Annotated in this window: 19 protein-coding genes; 17 read left to right on the forward strand and 2 right to left on the reverse strand. The window is 70.7% G+C overall.

Annotation, left to right across the window (positions count from 1 at the left end; all coding sequences use genetic code 11):
• The first annotated feature begins 6 nt into the window (after window positions 1-6).
• The 13 genes from ENE75_RS01045 to hisA all read left to right on the forward strand — a co-directional run bounded on the left by ENE75_RS01045 (window position 7) and on the right by hisA (window position 11227).
• Window positions 7-1389, forward strand: coding sequence for a sigma-54-dependent transcriptional regulator (locus tag ENE75_RS01045; RefSeq protein WP_128194751.1), 1383 nt, complete (start codon window positions 7-9; stop codon window positions 1387-1389).
• Between the two features lie 32 nt (window positions 1390-1421).
• On the forward strand, window positions 1422-2264 hold the full coding sequence (locus ENE75_RS01050; RefSeq protein WP_128194753.1) for a DUF6502 family protein: 843 nt from the start codon (window positions 1422-1424) through the stop codon (window positions 2262-2264).
• A 1-nt stretch (window position 2265) separates the two neighbouring features.
• The gene (locus ENE75_RS01055) at window positions 2266-3693 is read left to right on the forward strand and encodes a DUF5666 domain-containing protein (RefSeq protein ID WP_128194755.1); all 1428 of its coding nucleotides are present in this window, start codon (window positions 2266-2268) and stop codon (window positions 3691-3693) included.
• A gap of 107 nt (window positions 3694-3800) precedes the next feature.
• On the forward strand, window positions 3801-4058 hold the full coding sequence (locus ENE75_RS01060; RefSeq protein WP_128194757.1) for a BolA family protein: 258 nt from the start codon (window positions 3801-3803) through the stop codon (window positions 4056-4058).
• 63 nt (window positions 4059-4121) lie between these two features.
• Window positions 4122-5399: a UDP-N-acetylglucosamine 1-carboxyvinyltransferase gene (gene murA / locus ENE75_RS01065; RefSeq protein ID WP_128194759.1), complete on the forward strand. Its 1278-nt coding sequence runs from the start codon at window positions 4122-4124 to the stop codon at window positions 5397-5399.
• Between the two features lie 2 nt (window positions 5400-5401).
• A complete protein-coding gene (gene hisG, locus ENE75_RS01070) occupies window positions 5402-6040 on the forward strand; it encodes an ATP phosphoribosyltransferase (protein WP_128194761.1) in 639 nt (212 codons plus the stop codon).
• Window positions 6037-7359, forward strand: a complete 1323-nt coding sequence (gene hisD, locus ENE75_RS01075) for a histidinol dehydrogenase (RefSeq protein ID WP_128194763.1) — start codon at window positions 6037-6039, stop codon at window positions 7357-7359. The genes hisG and hisD overlap by 4 nt, the downstream gene beginning before the upstream one ends.
• A gap of 38 nt (window positions 7360-7397) precedes the next feature.
• Window positions 7398-7646: a CopG family transcriptional regulator gene (locus ENE75_RS01080; RefSeq protein ID WP_128194765.1), complete on the forward strand. Its 249-nt coding sequence runs from the start codon at window positions 7398-7400 to the stop codon at window positions 7644-7646.
• Window positions 7643-8095 (forward strand): PIN domain-containing protein, encoded by a 453-nt coding sequence (locus ENE75_RS01085; RefSeq protein WP_128194767.1) that lies wholly within the window; start codon window positions 7643-7645, stop codon window positions 8093-8095. The genes ENE75_RS01080 and ENE75_RS01085 overlap by 4 nt, the downstream gene beginning before the upstream one ends.
• Window positions 8092-9177, forward strand: a complete 1086-nt coding sequence (hisC, locus tag ENE75_RS01090) for a histidinol-phosphate transaminase (RefSeq protein ID WP_128194769.1) — start codon at window positions 8092-8094, stop codon at window positions 9175-9177. Before ENE75_RS01085 ends, hisC begins: the two co-directional genes overlap by 4 nt.
• Window positions 9174-9770, forward strand: coding sequence for an imidazoleglycerol-phosphate dehydratase HisB (gene hisB / locus ENE75_RS01095; protein WP_128194771.1), 597 nt, complete (start codon window positions 9174-9176; stop codon window positions 9768-9770). Before hisC ends, hisB begins: the two co-directional genes overlap by 4 nt.
• A gap of 33 nt (window positions 9771-9803) precedes the next feature.
• Window positions 9804-10448: an imidazole glycerol phosphate synthase subunit HisH gene (hisH, locus tag ENE75_RS01100; protein WP_128194773.1), complete on the forward strand. Its 645-nt coding sequence runs from the start codon at window positions 9804-9806 to the stop codon at window positions 10446-10448.
• A 38-nt stretch (window positions 10449-10486) separates the two neighbouring features.
• Window positions 10487-11227, forward strand: coding sequence for a 1-(5-phosphoribosyl)-5-[(5-phosphoribosylamino)methylideneamino]imidazole-4-carboxamide isomerase (hisA, locus tag ENE75_RS01105; protein WP_128194776.1), 741 nt, complete (start codon window positions 10487-10489; stop codon window positions 11225-11227).
• Window positions 11228-11269: 42 nt separating this feature from the next.
• On the opposite strand, the gene ENE75_RS01110 is transcribed toward hisA, so the two are convergent.
• Window positions 11270-11854: a CHRD domain-containing protein gene (locus tag ENE75_RS01110; protein ID WP_128194778.1), complete on the reverse strand. Its 585-nt coding sequence runs from the start codon at window positions 11852-11854 to the stop codon at window positions 11270-11272.
• Window positions 11855-11981: 127 nt separating this feature from the next.
• On the opposite strand from ENE75_RS01110, the gene hisF reads away from it, so the two are divergent.
• The 4 genes from hisF to ENE75_RS01130 all read left to right on the forward strand — a co-directional run bounded on the left by hisF (window position 11982) and on the right by ENE75_RS01130 (window position 14264).
• Window positions 11982-12770 (forward strand): imidazole glycerol phosphate synthase subunit HisF, encoded by a 789-nt coding sequence (gene hisF, locus ENE75_RS01115; RefSeq protein WP_128194780.1) that lies wholly within the window; start codon window positions 11982-11984, stop codon window positions 12768-12770.
• Complete coding sequence (gene rsmD, locus ENE75_RS01120) at window positions 12767-13360, forward strand: 16S rRNA (guanine(966)-N(2))-methyltransferase RsmD (protein ID WP_128194782.1); 594 nt, start codon at window positions 12767-12769, stop codon at window positions 13358-13360. Before hisF ends, rsmD begins: the two co-directional genes overlap by 4 nt.
• Window positions 13361-13428: 68 nt before the next feature.
• The gene (coaD, locus tag ENE75_RS01125; protein ID WP_199232185.1) at window positions 13429-13932 is read left to right on the forward strand and encodes a pantetheine-phosphate adenylyltransferase; all 504 of its coding nucleotides are present in this window, start codon (window positions 13429-13431) and stop codon (window positions 13930-13932) included.
• 8 nt (window positions 13933-13940) lie between these two features.
• Window positions 13941-14264 (forward strand): YfhL family 4Fe-4S dicluster ferredoxin, encoded by a 324-nt coding sequence (locus ENE75_RS01130; RefSeq protein ID WP_128194784.1) that lies wholly within the window; start codon window positions 13941-13943, stop codon window positions 14262-14264.
• A gap of 306 nt (window positions 14265-14570) precedes the next feature.
• On the opposite strand, the gene pth is transcribed toward ENE75_RS01130, so the two are convergent.
• Window positions 14571-15263: an aminoacyl-tRNA hydrolase gene (gene pth, locus ENE75_RS01135; RefSeq protein ID WP_128194786.1), complete on the reverse strand. Its 693-nt coding sequence runs from the start codon at window positions 15261-15263 to the stop codon at window positions 14571-14573.
• Between the last annotated feature and the right edge of the window lie 43 nt (window positions 15264-15306).

Below are 15306 nucleotides of genomic sequence, written 5' to 3' on the forward strand. Positions count from 1 at the left end.
GACGACATGTCGACAGCGGTGCTGATCGTCGAGGACGAGGAGGTCCTCGCACGCAACATGGCCACCTACCTGGGGCGCCACGGCTTCGAGGTGGAGATCGCCGGCAGCGCGGAAGAAGCGCTGGCGCGCATGGCCGAGTTCCGGCCCGATGCCATCGTGCTCGACGTGCACCTGCCCGGCATGGACGGCATGGCGATGCTGGCGCGGCTGCGGGAACTCGACGCCTCGCCGGCGGTGATCATGGTCACCGGCCACGGCGACGTGGAGATGGCGGTGGAGGCCATGAAGGCCGGCGTGCTGGACTTCCTGACCAAGCCCGTGCCGCTGGCCAAGCTGCGCCTGCTGCTGGAACGCGCGGCCGGGGCCACGCAGCGCGACAGCGAGCTGGCCTACCACCGCCGACGCGAGGCCGATGGTGCCGCGCTGGAGGCACTGCGCGGTGTCTCGCCCGGCATGCTGCGCCTGAAGGACCGCCTGCGCCAGTTGCTGCAGGCCGAGGCCCACCTGCAGGACGGGCCGCCACCGGCGGTGCTGGTGCGCGGCGAGACCGGCACCGGCAAGGAGCTTGTCGCGCGCGCGCTGCACTTCAGCGGTGCGCGGCGCGACCGGCCGTTCGTCGAACTGAACTGCGCCGCGCTGCCGGCGCAGCTGCTGGAGTCGGAACTCTTCGGCCACGAGCGCGGTGCCTTCACCGATGCCCGCGAGCGCAAGCTCGGCCTGGTGGAGACGGCCGAGGGCGGCACGCTGTTCCTCGACGAGATCGGCGACATGGAGCTGCCCTTGCAGGCCAAGCTGCTGAAGCTGCTGGAGGAGCACCGGGTGCGCCGCCTGGGCAGCCTGCGCGAGCAGCAGGTGGACGTGCGCATCGTCGCCGCCACCCACCAGCCACTGGACCGCCTGGTGCGCGAGGGCCGCTTCCGCGCCGACCTCTACTTCCGCCTGCGCGTGGTGGAACTGGACCTGCCGCCACTGCGCGACCGTGGTGACGACGTGCTGCAACTGGCCGACGGCTTCCTGGCCGCGCACGCCGCACGCTACGGCAGGCCCTGCCCGACGCTGACCCCGCGGGCGCGGGACGCGCTGCAGCGCCACGCCTGGCCCGGCAACGTGCGCGAACTGCGCAACCTGCTGGAGCAGGCGGTGCTGCTGGCGCGTGGCGCGACGCTCGACCTCGAGGACCTGGCGCTGCGTGACGAGGCCATGGCCGTGCCGGTGGCGCGCCTGACGGCGGACGCGACCACGACCCTGCCCGACATGGAGCGTCTGGCGTTGACCGAGGCGCTGGCCCGCACCGGCGGCAACGTCAGCCGCGCGGCACGTGAGCTCGGCATCAGCCGGGACACGCTTCGTTACCGCATCGACAAGCACGGGCTCGGCGAAAGGCCTTGACACTCGGTCAGTTTGGGATAAAACTCCCAAACATGGATGCCGCCAACCGATTGCACCTCGCCGTGAACGCCGCGCTGATGCGCCTGCTGCGGCCCTTGGTGAGACTGCTGCTGAGGTACCACGTGCCCTTCTCGGCCTTCGAGGAGCTGGCCAAGCATGCCTACGTGCAGGCGTCGATGGAAGACTTTGCGCTGCCCGGGCGCAAGCCGACGATCTCCCGGGCCTCCATCCTCACAGGCCTGACGCGCAAGGACGTGCAGCGCCTGGTGGCCGAGCCCGAACCGGTGCGCGCCGCCAGCCAGGAAGGCTACAACCGCGCGGCGCGCGTCGTGACCGGCTGGACCCGCGATGCGGACTTTCAAGCGGCAGACGGCCAGCCCGCCCTGCTGGCGCTGCAGGACGGCGAGACCAGCTTCGCCGCCCTGGTGCGGCGCTATAGCGGTGACATGCCGGCGCGCGCGGTACTGGACGAACTGGTCAGCGTTGGCGCCGTGCAGCTGGGCAGCGACGGGCGCGTGCGCCTGGTGCAGCGCGCCTACGTGCCCCAGGGTGGCGAGATCGAGAAGCTCGGCATCCTGGGCAGCGACGTGAGCGACCTGATCGACACCATCGACCACAACCTGCAGCACGGCAGCACCGACGCGCGCTTCCAGCGCAAGGTGATGTATCGATCCATGCCGGCCGATGTGCGGCCGGCCTTCCGCGACCTCAGCGCTCGTCAGGCGCAGCAGCTGCTCGAGCGGCTGGACGCCTGGCTGGCCGAGCACGACGTGGGCAACCCGCCCGACCAGCCCGACGCGCCCCGCGTGCGCCTGGGGCTGGGCATCTACTACTTCGAGGCGCCCGCGGCGCCCGAACAACGGCAGGAGAACTGACATGAACATCACCACGACAACGCGTCGCCGCTGGGTGGCGATCCTGGCCGCGGCCACCGCGGTGCTGCTGGCCGCCTGCGGCGGCGGCGGCGGCATCGGTGGGACCGGCACCGGCGGCGACGGCACCGGCGGCGGCGGTGGGGGTGGCGGCATCGGCGGCACCGGTGCAGCCTATGGCGAGATCACCGGCTTCGGCAGCGTCTGGGTCAATGGCGTGCGCTACGACACCAGCAGCGCCAGCTTCCGCCGCGACGACGACGACAACGCCTCCCAGTCCGACCTGCGCGTGGGCATGGTGGCCCGCGTCGAAGGCGACGCGACGGCCGGCACGGCCACGCGGGTCACGGTGGACAGCGCGCTGAAGGGCCGCGTCGAACAGGCGGCTGCCGACCGCTACGTGGTGATGGGCCAGACGGTGACGGTGGACGCCGGGACGCGGTTCGAGAACGGCGTGCGGCCGACCCTGGGTGACTACGTGGAGGTGCATGGCCTGCCGCAGACGGCGGGCACGGTGGCGGCCACCTACATCGAGCGCAAGAGCACGCTAGCCACGCCGCCCTTCGTGGTCACCGGCTTCGTGGCGGCGCACGACACGGCCGCGTCCACCTTCACCGTGGGCGCGCTCACCGTGTCCTATGCCGGTGCCGACGTCAGCGACATGCCTGCCGGCAGCTGGGTCGGCCTGGCGGTGGAGGCCAAGGGGTCGGCCTGTGCCGGCACGCCGGTGTGCGGCACGCTCACGGCCAGCAAGGTGGAGCCGTCGGGCCCGCGCATCGCCAGCAGCCCGAAGGCGGAGATCGAGGGCTACGTCGTCTCCGGCACCGTCAGCGACTTCATGGTCGCCGGCCTGCGCGTGCTGACCACCGGCAGCACGGTGTTCGAGGACGGTGTCGCCGCCGACTTCGCCATCGGTACCAAGCTCGAGGCCGAAGGCCCGATTACCGACGGCGTGATGACGGCGACCAAGGTGGAGTTCAAGGCCGGTGCCCGCGTCGAGGCCGACGTGCTCACCGTGGTGGGTGACCGCATCACGCTGGCCGGCCTGCCAGGCATCGAAGTGCAGCTGACGGCGCAGACCGAGCTGAAGGACCTGGCCTCGCTGGCCGACGTAGTGCCCGGCCTGCACGTGCGCCTGCGCGGCCGCCCGGTGGGCGACGCGCTGGTCGTGGCCACCGAGCTCGAGGCCCGCTCGCCCGACAGCGACGTCGATCTGCGCGGCAGCGTCTCCGCTGCCACCGACCCGACGCTGACCATCCTGGGTGTGACCATCGACACCACCGGCCTGCCCGACAGCGCCTTCCGCGAGGAGGACGTGGTGATCGGCCGCACCGCCTTCTTCGCGGCGCTGGGCAACGGCCGCCCGGTCGAGGCCAAGGGCCGGCGCAGCGGCAACACCGTCATCTGGGAAGAGTTCGAACTCGAGGACTGAGTAACCCGGACACGGAACAGTCCCTGCGGACTGTTGTTCGACTTGCGAAGCGGCCCGGCTTGCCAGCCGGGCCGCAGGGCCTTGTGGCCCTCGCGGATAATCCTGGCATGGCCGATCCCACTCCCCAGCAGGTGCGCGAGTTCATCGCCGCCGGCCTGCCGTGCAGCCACCTCGAGGTCGAGGGCGATGGCCGGCACTTCTTCGCCACCATCGTGTCGCCGGAATTCGACGGCAAGAGCCGCATCGCCCGCCACCAGCGGGTCTACGCGGCCCTGGGCGATAGAATGCGCGAACAGATTCACGCCCTGTCGATGAAGACGCTGACCCCGGCCGAGTTCTCGGCCCAGGCCCATCACCGCACCTGACCACCAGGGCGTCGCGCAGCCATCCCCGCTTCACGCAGTGCGCCGCCCAACGGACGCACCTGCATGGACAAACTCCTGATCCACGGCGGCCGCCGGCTCGAAGGCGAAATCGCCATCGCCGGCGCCAAGAACGCGGCCCTGCCCGAACTGTGCGCGGCGCTGCTCGTCGGCGCGCCGGTGCGGCTGGCCAACGTGCCGCGGCTGCAGGACGTGGCCACCACCTTGAAGCTGCTGCGCACGATGGGTGCGCGCGCCGAGCGTGTGGACACCGCTTCGGCCGATGCCGGCGACGAGGTGGTGATCGACGCCACCGGACCGATCGTGCCGGAGGCGCCGTACGAGCTGGTCAAGACCATGCGCGCGTCCATCCTCGTGCTCGGCCCGCTGCTGGCACGCTTCGGCCGTGCGGTGGTCTCGCTGCCCGGCGGCTGCGCCATCGGGTCGCGCCCGGTGGACCAGCACATCAAGGGCCTGCAGGCCATGGGTGCCGACATCGTGGTCGAGCACGGCAACATCGTTGCCAAGGCCGCGCGGCTGCACGGTGCGCGCATCACCACCGACATGGTCACGGTCACGGGCACCGAGAACCTGATGATGGCTGCGGCCCTGGCCGACGGCGAGACGGTGCTGGAGAACGCGGCGCAGGAGCCCGAGGTGACCGACCTGGCCGAGATGCTGATCGCCATGGGCGCGCGCATCGAGGGCCAGGGCACGCATCGCATCCGCATCCAGGGCGTGACTGCGCTGCATGCGCCGGCCGTGCCACACCGGATCATCCCCGACCGCATCGAGACCGGCACCTTCCTCTGCGCCGTGGCGGCGGCCGGCGGCAACGTGCTGCTGCGCGGCGCTCGTGCCGATCACCTGGACGCGGTGATCGACAAGCTGCGTGAATCCGGCGCGTCCGTCACGGCCGTGGACGGCGGCCTGCGCGTGGCCATGCACCAGCGCCCGAAGGCGGTGAGCTTCCGCACCAGCGAGTACCCGGCCTTCCCGACCGACATGCAGGCGCAGTTCATGGCCGTGAACTGCGTGGCCGAGGGCGCGGCCAAGGTCTCGGAGACGATCTTCGAGAACCGCTTCATGCACGTCAACGAACTGCTGCGCCTGGGCGCGCAAATCGAGGTCGACGGCCACACGGCGCTGGTGCAGGGCGTGGAAAGGCTCAGTGGCGCCAGCGTCATGGCCACCGACCTTCGCGCTTCCGCCAGCCTCGTCATCGCCGGCCTGGTGGCCGACGGGGCGACCACGGTGGACCGCATCTACCACCTGGACCGCGGCTACGACCGCATGGAGGCCAAGCTGCGGCAGCTGGGTGCACACATCGAGCGGGTGTCCTGACCATGCCCATCACACTGGCGCTGTCGAAGGGCCGCATCTTCGACGACACGCTGCCGCTGCTGGCCTCGGCCGGCATCACCGTGCTGGACGATCCGGAGAAGAGTCGCAAGCTGATCCTGGCCACCAACCGGCCCGACCTGCGCGTGGTGCTGGTGCGCGCCAGCGACGTGCCCACCTACGTGCAGTACGGCGGTGCCGACCTGGGCGTGGCCGGCAAGGACGTGCTGATCGAGCATGGCGAGGACGGTCTCTACCAGCCGCTGGACCTGAAGATCGCGCGCTGCCGCATGAGCGTGGCCGTGCGCGCCGACTTCGACTACGCCAGCGCCGTGCGCCAGGGCTCGCGCATCCGCGTGGCCACCAAGTACACGCAGATCGCGCGCCAGCACTTTGCCGACAAGGGCGTGCACGTGGACCTGATCAAGCTCTACGGCTCGATGGAGCTGGCGCCGCTGACCGGCCTGGCCGACGCCATCGTCGACCTGGTGTCCACCGGCAGCACACTCAAGGCCAACAACCTGGTCGAGGTGGAGCACATCATGGACATCTCCTCGCGCCTGGTGGTCAACCAGGCGGCGCTGAAGCTGCGGCGCGAACCGGTGCGCGCGCTGATCGACGTCTTCGCGAAGGCCGTGTCGTGAGCGTTGCCATCCGCCACCTGGACACCCGCGCGTCCGACTTCGAGGCCGAGTTCAACCGCGTGCTGCACTGGTCGGCCGAGACCGATGCCGCCATCGAGTCGCGCGTGGCCGAGATCCTGGCCGACGTGCGGCAGCGCGGCGACGCGGCCGTGCTCGAGTACACGGCGCGTTTCGACGGCGTCACCGCGGCGGCGATGGCCGATCTCGAACTCGGCCCCGAGGCCCTGCAGGCCGCGCTCGGACAGATCACCCCCGCACAACGTGCGGCGCTGGAGGCCGCGGCAGCGCGCGTGCGCCAGTACCACGAGCGCCAGCTGGACGCCTGTGGCCGCAGCTGGCAGTACCGCGACGCCGACGGCACGCTGCTGGGCCAGAAGGTGACGCCGCTGGACCGCGTGGGCATCTACGTGCCCGGCGGCAAGGCGGCCTACCCGTCCAGCGTGCTGATGAACGCCATCCCGGCCCAGGTGGCTGGCGTGCCCGAGATCGTGATGGTGGTGCCCACGCCGAAGGGTGAACGCAACCCGCTGGTGCTGGCCGCGGCCGCCGTGGCCGGCGCCCACCGTGTGTTCACCATCGGTGGTGCGCAGGCGGTGGGGGCGCTGGCCTACGGCACGGGCACCGTGCCGCGCGTGGACAAGATCACCGGCCCCGGCAACGCCTATGTGGCCAGCGCCAAGCGGCGCGTCTTCGGCCAGGTGGGCATCGACATGATCGCCGGGCCGAGCGAGATCCTGGTGCTGGCCGATGGCAGCACGCCGGCCGACTGGGTGGCTATGGACCTGTTCAGCCAGGCCGAACACGACGAGCTGGCGCAGAGCATCCTGCTGTGCCCGGACGCCGGCTACATCGCACAGGTGCAGGCCGCCATCGACCGCCTGCTGCCGGGCATGCCGCGCCGCGACGTGATCCGCGCCAGCCTGGTCGGCCGCGGGGCGCTGATCCACACGCGCTCGATGGCCGAGGCCTGCGCCATCAGCAACCGCATCGCACCGGAGCATCTGGAGATCTCCTCGTCCGACCCGCACCGCTGGGAGCCGTTGTTGAAGCACGCCGGCGCCATCTTCCTGGGCGCCTTCACCAGCGAGAGCCTGGGCGACTACTGCGCCGGGCCCAACCACGTGCTGCCGACCAGCGGCACGGCGCGCTTCAGCTCGCCTCTGGGGGTGTACGACTTCCAGAAGCGCAGCAGCCTCATCGAGGTGAGCGAAGCGGGCGCTCACACGCTAGGTCCGATCGCGGCCGAGCTGGCCTATGGCGAAGGCCTGCAGGCGCATGCGCAGGCGGCGGAGCTTCGGTTGAAGCCACGAATCCAGTGATACACTGAGTTCGTGTTGCACGAAGTTCGTGTTCTGTCATGAAAAACGTCACCGTCACGATGGAAGAGCATGTGGCCGAATGGGCCCGGCTGGAGGCTGCAAGGCGCAACACCAGCGTCTCCCGGCTGATTGGCGAGATGCTGGCCGAGAAGATGCGACACGACGATGCCTACGAGCGTGCGATGCGCGAGGCCCTGCAGTTCAAGAGCCTTGGCTTCTCGGGCGACCGCTACCTCACCCGCGACGAGATTTACGACCGTGCATCGTGGCGGAGCGTGCGGCCGTGAGTCCCGCGCTCGTGTTCGTCGACACCAATGTGCTGCTCTACGCGGTGGACGATCGCGTGCCGGCCAAGCGCGAGCAGGCCCGGCAATGGCTGTCTGCCTGCTGGCAGGGGCGTTGCGGGCGACTCAGCACGCAGGTGCTCAACGAGTTCTACTGGAACGCGCTGCGCAAGTTCGGCGCCAGCGTCTCGCGTGACGATGCGCAGGCCTGGGTGCGGCGCTACCAGCAGTGGCGCCCCTGGCAGGTCGACTTCGCCACGGTGGAAACGGCCTGGGCGATGGAGGCACGGTACGGGCTCGCCTACTGGGATGCGCTGATGGTGTCCGCGGCTCGGCATCAGGCCTGCGGATTCCTGCTCAGCGAAGACCTCCAGCACGACCAGTGGCTCGATGGCGTGCGCGTTCTCAACCCCTTCACTGTCGGGCCATCGGTCCTGGAAGACACGGCATGACCCCGCTCGCCGACCGCCTGCACGCCACGATCCGCCAGGACGTGCAGTCCATGCACGCCTATGCCGTGCAACCCAGTGCCGGGCTGATCAAGCTCGACGCGATGGAGAACCCCTTCACCCTGCCGCCGGACCTGCAGCGCGCACTCGGCGAGCGCCTGGCGGCGGTGGAACTCAACCGCTATCCCGGCACGCGGCAGGACGACCTCAAGGGCGCCCTGGCAGCCTACGCCGAACTGCCCGCCGGCTGCGCGCTGATGCTGGGCAACGGCAGCGACGAGCTGATCGACCTGCTGTCGGTGGCCTGCTGGCGGCCGGGTGCCACGATCCTGGCGCCGCTGCCGGGCTTCGTGATGTACCAGCTCTCGGCCCAGTTGCGCGGGCTGAACTTCGTCGGCGTGCAGCTGACGGCGGACTTCGCGCTGGACGTGCCGGCGATGCTGGCCGCGGTGGCGGAACACCGCCCCGCGCTGACCTACCTGGCCTACCCCAACAACCCCACGGCCAACCTGTGGGACGAGGCCGACGTGCAGGCCGTCGTCGAGGCCGTGCGCGAACAGAACGGCTTCGTCGTGATCGACGAGGCCTACCAGCCCTTCGCGTCCCGCACCTGGATGCCCAAGCTCGCGGACCAGCCGCACGTGATGGTGCTGCGCACGCTGTCCAAGTTCGGCCTGGCTGGTGTGCGCCTGGGCTACCTGTGCGGTGCCGCACCGCTGATCGCCGAGGTGGACAAGGTGCGCCCGCCGTACAACGTGGGCAGCCTGAACGTGGAGGCGGCGCTGTTTGCGCTCGAGAACGGCTACGAATACGCCCGCCAGGCGGCGGTGCTGCGGGAACAGCGCGAGCGTCTGCAGGCCGAACTGGCCACGCTGCCGGGCGTGCACGCCTTCCCCAGCGAGGCCAACATGATCCTCGTGCGCGTGCCCGAATCCCAGCGCGCCTTCGACGGCATGAAGGCGCGCGGCGTGCTGGTCAAGCACATCGCCGGCCTGCACCCGCTGCTGGCCAATTGCCTGCGCCTGACGGTGGGCACGCCGGAGCAGAACGACCGCATGATGCAAGCGCTGAAGGAGTCCCTGTGAGCACAACCCGCACGGCCGACCTGCGCCGCGACACCAAGGAAACGCAGATCCGCGTGGCCGTGAACCTGGACGGCAGCGGGCAGGCGCAGCTGGCCACCGGCATCGGCTTCTTCGACCACATGCTCGACCAGATCGCCCGCCACGGGCTGATCGACCTCACCATCGAGGCCCAGGGCGACCTGCACATCGACGGCCACCACACGGTGGAGGACGTGGGCATCACGCTGGGCATGGCGGTGGCGCAGGCGGTCGGCGACAAGAAAGGCATCACCCGTTACGGCCACGCCTACGTGCCGCTGGACGAGGCACTGTCGCGCGTGGTGGTCGACTTCTCCGGCCGCCCGGGCCTGCACATGCACGTGCCGTTCAAGGCCGGCATGATCGGCGGCTTCGACACCCAGCTGACCTACGAATTCTTCCAGGGCTTCGTCAACCACGCCGGCGTGACGCTGCACATCGACAACCTCAAGGGCGAGAACGCGCACCACCAGTGCGAGACGGTGTTCAAGGCCTTCGCCCGTGCGCTGCGGATGGCGCTGACGCCGGACCCGCGAAGCGCCGGGATGATTCCGTCGACGAAAGGCTCGTTGTAACGTCATGGCCGCCACCAGGCTGGAGAGCGATCGATGACGCGCACCGTCGCCGTTGTCGACTACGGCATGGGCAACCTGCGCTCGGTGTCGCAGGCCGTGGCGCATGCGGCGCGCTTTGCCGACGTGAAGGTCATCGTGACGGCCAACCCCGAGGAGGTGTTCGCCGCCGAACGCATCGTGCTGCCCGGCCAGGGCGCGATGCGCGACTGCATGCGCGAACTGCACGGCTCCGGCCTGCGCGAGGCCGTGCTGCACGCCGCCGCGCACAAGCCGCTGATGGGCGTGTGCGTGGGCATGCAGATGCTGCTGGACCACAGCGAGGAGCAGGACACGCCGGGCCTCGGCCTGATCCCGGGCCGTGTGAAGCGCTTCCGGCTCGAAGGCCGGCTGCAGCCCGACGGCAGCCGCTACAAGGTGCCGCAGATGGGCTGGAACCGCGTCGTGCAGCGTCCGCATCCGATGTGGGCCGATGTGCCGGACGCCAGCTACTTCTACTTCGTGCACAGCTACTACGCCGATCCGGCACAGCCGGCCCACGTGGCCGGGGAGAGCGACTACGGCGATCGCTTTACCTGCGCAGTGGCGCGGGATAACATTTTCGCGACCCAGTTCCACCCGGAGAAGAGCGCAGCCCACGGCCTGCAGCTCTACCGGAACTTCCTCGACTGGTCCCCCTGACCTCCACCCCGCGTCACCCTTCCGGCCCGCACCGCGCCATGCTGCTGATCCCTGCCATCGACCTCAAGGACGGTCACTGCGTCCGCCTGGAACAAGGCGACATGGATGCCGCCACCACCTTCGGCGACGACCCTGCGGCCATGGCCCGGCGCTGGCTGGACGCCGGCGCGCGCCGCCTGCATCTGGTCGACCTGAATGGCGCCTTCGCCGGCAAGCCGGTCAACGAAGGCGCGGTCAAGGCCATCCTGCGCGAGGTGGGCGACGACATCCCGGTGCAGCTGGGCGGCGGCATCCGCGACCTCGACACCATCGAGCGCTACCTGGACGACGGCATCAGCTACGTCATCATCGGCACCGCCGCGGTCAAGAACCCCGGGTTCCTGAAGGAGGCCTGCATCGCCTTCGGCGGCCACATCATCGTCGGCCTCGACGCCAAGGACGGCAAGGTGGCCACCGACGGCTGGAGCAAGCTCACCGGCCACGAGGTGGTGGACCTGGCCAGGAAGTTCGAGGACTACGGTGTCGAGGGCGTGATCTACACCGACATCGGCCGCGACGGCATGCTCACCGGCATCAACATCGAGGCCACGGTGAAGCTGGCGGAGGCGCTGACGATCCCGGTCATCGCCAGCGGTGGGCTGGCCGGCATCGCCGACATCGAGCGCCTGTGCGCCGTCGAGGACGAAGGCGTGACCGGCGTGATCTGCGGGCGCAGCATCTACACCGGCGCGCTGGATTTCGCCGCCGCGCAACGGCGCGCCGACGAACTCGGCGCCTGAGGCCGCGCGCTTTCGCGCGAGCGGCCCCGGGCCATCGGGCGCTCAGGCGCGCCGTTGCCGTGCGGCCAGCAGGCCCAGGCCGGCCAGCATCATCGCCACGGTGGCCGGTTCCGGCACCGGCGCCAGGAAGCCGCGGATCTCGCCGCCCGGTGCGAAGCTGCTGTGGATGTTGAGATAGGCCTTGCCATCGGCCAGGCCGGTGGCCAGGGCCGCGAAGGCGCCGGCCGTGGTGCCGCCGTTGGCGTTGATGTAGGCCGGGTTCCAGCTCGAAGCCTGTGTCAGGTCGAAGCTCATGTCGTAGCTGCCGGCGTTCACGCCCGACGGGAAACCGGGGAAGGTCGGCACCGGGGTGGCGACGCCGGCGGTGCCGCTGCCCGCTGCCGCCGTGCAGCAGTGGATGTGCGAGGCAGTGACGTTGCCCACCAGGTCAGCAAAGCTGGCTTCCACGCGCATCGTGAAATCGTGGTCGTCCAGCGTCACGCGTGCCCAGCCGGTGCCGGGGCTGGCCACCGGCGGCGCGTCGCTGGGGCCGTCGAGCAGGGCCTCGTAGACCACGGTGTGGGCCAGGGCCGGGCCGGCGGCCAGCAACGCGGCTATGGCCGCCGTTCGGGTGAGCAAAGGCAGCATGGGATCCTCCGTCGAATCGGCGCGCGGACTTGCGCTCCGTGGAAGGGCGCACGCACCGGCGTTCCCGAGGCTTCCCGGCCCGGCCTGTCAAACTGGGGGCCGGGACAACCCGGATAATCCAGCCGCCATGCTCGCCAAACGCATCATCCCCTGCCTGGACGTCACCGGCGGCCGCGTCGTCAAGGGCGTCAACTTCGTCGAACTGCGCGACGCCGGCGACCCGGTGGAAATCGCGGCGCGCTACAACGAGCAGGGTGCCGACGAGCTGACCTTCCTCGACATCACCGCCACCAGCGACGCTCGCGACCTGATCCTGCCCATCATCGAAGCCGTGGCCTCGCAGGTCTTCATCCCGCTGACGGTGGGCGGTGGCGTCCGCACCGTCGACGACGTTCGCCGCCTGCTCAACGCCGGCGCCGACAAGGTCAGCTTCAACTCGGCCGCGGTGGCCAACCCGCTGGTGATCCGCGACGCATCGGACAAGTACGGCGCGCAATGCATCGTGGTGGCCATCGACGCCAAGGCCCGGCGCGATGCCGACGGGCAGCTGCTGACGGGCGCCGATGCCGGCTGGGACGTCTACACCCACGGTGGCCGCAAGAACACCGGCCTCGACGCCGTGGCCTGGGCCACGCGCATGGCCGAGTTGGGCGCCGGCGAGATCCTGCTGACGAGCATGGACCGTGACGGCACCAAGACCGGTTTCGACCTCGCGCTCACGCGCGCCGTCAGCGACGCCGTGCCGGTGCCGGTGATCGCGTCCGGCGGTGTCGGGGCGCTGGAGCACCTGTCCGACGGTATCCGCCTCGGCGGCGCCGACGCGGTGCTGGCCGCCAGCATCTTCCACTACGGCGAGTTCACCGTGGGCCAGGCCAAGGCGCTGCTGGCCCGCGACGGCGTGCCGGTGCGCCAGTGACGGTGCGGCGGGCGGCAGCGCCGCACGTTGGCCGCCCGGTCGGCGGCGGACCACACGAGGTCCGCCTGATCGGCGGCCAGTGGAAACGCAGCAAGCTGCCCGTGGCCGACCGCCCCGGCCTGCGCCCCACGCCGGACCGCGTGCGCGAGACGCTGTTCAACTGGCTCGGCCAGGACCTGACCGGCTGGCGCGTGCTCGATGCCTTCGCTGGGAGCGGGGCGCTGGGCTTCGAGGCCGCCTCGCGCGGTGCGGCGTCGGTGGTGCTGCTGGAGCGCGATGCTGCACTGGTGCGCGGCCTGCTGGACGTGAAGGCCCGGCTGAAGGCCGACATGGTGCAGGTGGTGCCGGCCGAGGCACTGGCGTGGATGACGCGTCAGGCGCCGGCCGCATTCGAGCTGATCCTGCTCGACCCGCCGTTCGACGCCGGTCTGGCCGGGCCGGCCGTGCAGGCTGCGCAGCCGTTGCTGGTGCCCGGCGGCTGGTTGTACCTGGAGGCTCCGGAGCCGCTGGCGGCCCTGCCGGCCGGGCTGCGCGAACACCGACGCCTGCGCGCTGGTGCGGTCAGCGCCCAACTGCTGCAGGTAGACTGAGCCCGAGGAGAGCCCCGGGCCGGACCGCTTCGCGCCGCGCCCGACCACAAGGAGCCCAGGAGCCGCCGATGACCACCCGCACCGTGCTGACCGCCGTCTACCCCGGCACCTTCGACCCGATGACGCTGGGCCACGAGGACCTGATGCGCCGCGCCGCCGGCCTGTTCGAGCGCCTGATCCTGGCCGTGGCCGCGGGCCACCACAAGCGCACCATGTTCACGCTCGGCGAGCGGCTGGACATCGCGCGCGAGATCGCCGCGCCGTACCCCAACATCGAGATCATCGCCTTCCGCGGCCTGCTGCGCGATTTCGTCGTCGCCAACGGCGCCAAGGTCGTGGTGCGCGGGCTGCGGGCCGTGAGCGACTTCGAGTACGAGTTCCAGATGGCCGGCATGAACCGGCAGCTGATGCCCGAGGTGGAGACGGTGTTCATGACCCCGTCGGACCAGTTCCAGTTCGTCAGCGGCACCTTCGTGCGCGAGATTGCCAGCCTCGGCGGTGATGTTTCCAAGTTCGTGGCACCGTCGGTGCTGCGGCGGCTCCAGGAACGGGTCGCGCAGACCGAGGTCTGAACCTCCTCATGGCCCTGATCATCACCGACGACTGCATCAACTGCGATGTCTGCGAGCCCGAGTGCCCCAACGAGGCGATCTCGCTGGGCCCGGAGATCTACGTCATCGACCCGGCGCGCTGCACCGAGTGCGTGGGCCACTTCGACGAACCCCAGTGCGTGCAGGTCTGCCCGGTGGCGTGCATCCCGGTCAATCCGGCGCACGTGGAGACGCGCGAGCAGCTGATGGCCAAGTACGTCAGGCTGCAGGGCGGGACTTCGCTGTCTGTGCAGCAGGTGTCACCCACGGCGTCGCCGTCCGCGGCTTCTCTGCCTTCGGCTTCCGAGCCTTAGTCGCCGCGGGTCGCGGCAGCGGCTCGATGCCGGCCGGGCCCAGGCCGCGCTCTGCGGCGTCGCGATATCGCTGCCGGCGCTCCTCGCCCAGGGCCTGGAGGGCCAGCCGCTCGCGCTGCGCCACGTCGCGGGCCTCCTGAACGGCAGCGGCGTCCGGCGCCGGCCTCAGCGCCACCGCCTGGCCGTCGTGGCAGGGCACGGCCTGGAAGCGGGCGCCGTCGGCGCCGCAGCGCCAGATGGATTGCGCCGTGGACGTCTGCACCGTGGCGGCCAGGCACAGCGTGGCCAGCAACATGCATCGAGGCGTCATGGGGTCTCTCCGGGCGTGGGGCCGGCCGGGGCCGGCGGAGGGGAGGGCTCGCCCGCCACGGCCTGCGGCGGTCCGGCGGGCCTGGGAGGCCTGGGCGGTTTCGGCCGCGGCGGCTGTGCATGCACCGCGGCCAGTGCCTTGTCCATGCTGCCGGCGAGCATCAGGTCCACGGCGTCCAGCGTCTTGTCGATGCTGCGCTCGATGGCCTCGCGCTGGTCGGGCGCCGGCTTCCTGAGCACGTAGTTCACCACCTCGGCCTTCACGCCGGGGTGGCCGATGCCCAGGCGCAGCCGCCAGTAGTCCGGCGTGCCGAGCATGGCGTGGATGTCCTTCAGGCCGTTGTGCCCGGCGGCGCTGCCGCCGAGCTTGAGCTTGGCCTGGCCGGGCAGCAGGTCCAGTTCGTCGTGCACGACCAGGATCTGCGCCGGCGGGATCTTGAAGAAGCGCGCCAGCGCGGCCACGCTGACGCCCGAGCGGTTCATGTAGGTCATCGGCTCGAGCAGCCAGACCGGTCCGCCGTCGGCCGCCTTGCCATTCACGCGGGCCAGCAGGCCCTTGTAGCCGCTTTCGGCGACCAGGCGGGCACCCCAGCGCTGGGCAAGGGCGTCGATCCACCAGAAGCCGGCGTTGTGCCGCGTGGCCTCGTATTCCGCGCCCGGGTTGCCCAGGCCGACGAAGAGCTTGATCATGGTCCGGGATTATCCCGGCCGACCTCGCGCGGCGCGTCCACCC

The sequence above is a fragment of the Rubrivivax albus genome (assembly GCF_004016515.1).
In the GTDB taxonomy this organism is placed as follows: Bacteria; Pseudomonadota; Gammaproteobacteria; order Burkholderiales; family Burkholderiaceae_C; genus Rubrivivax; species Rubrivivax albus.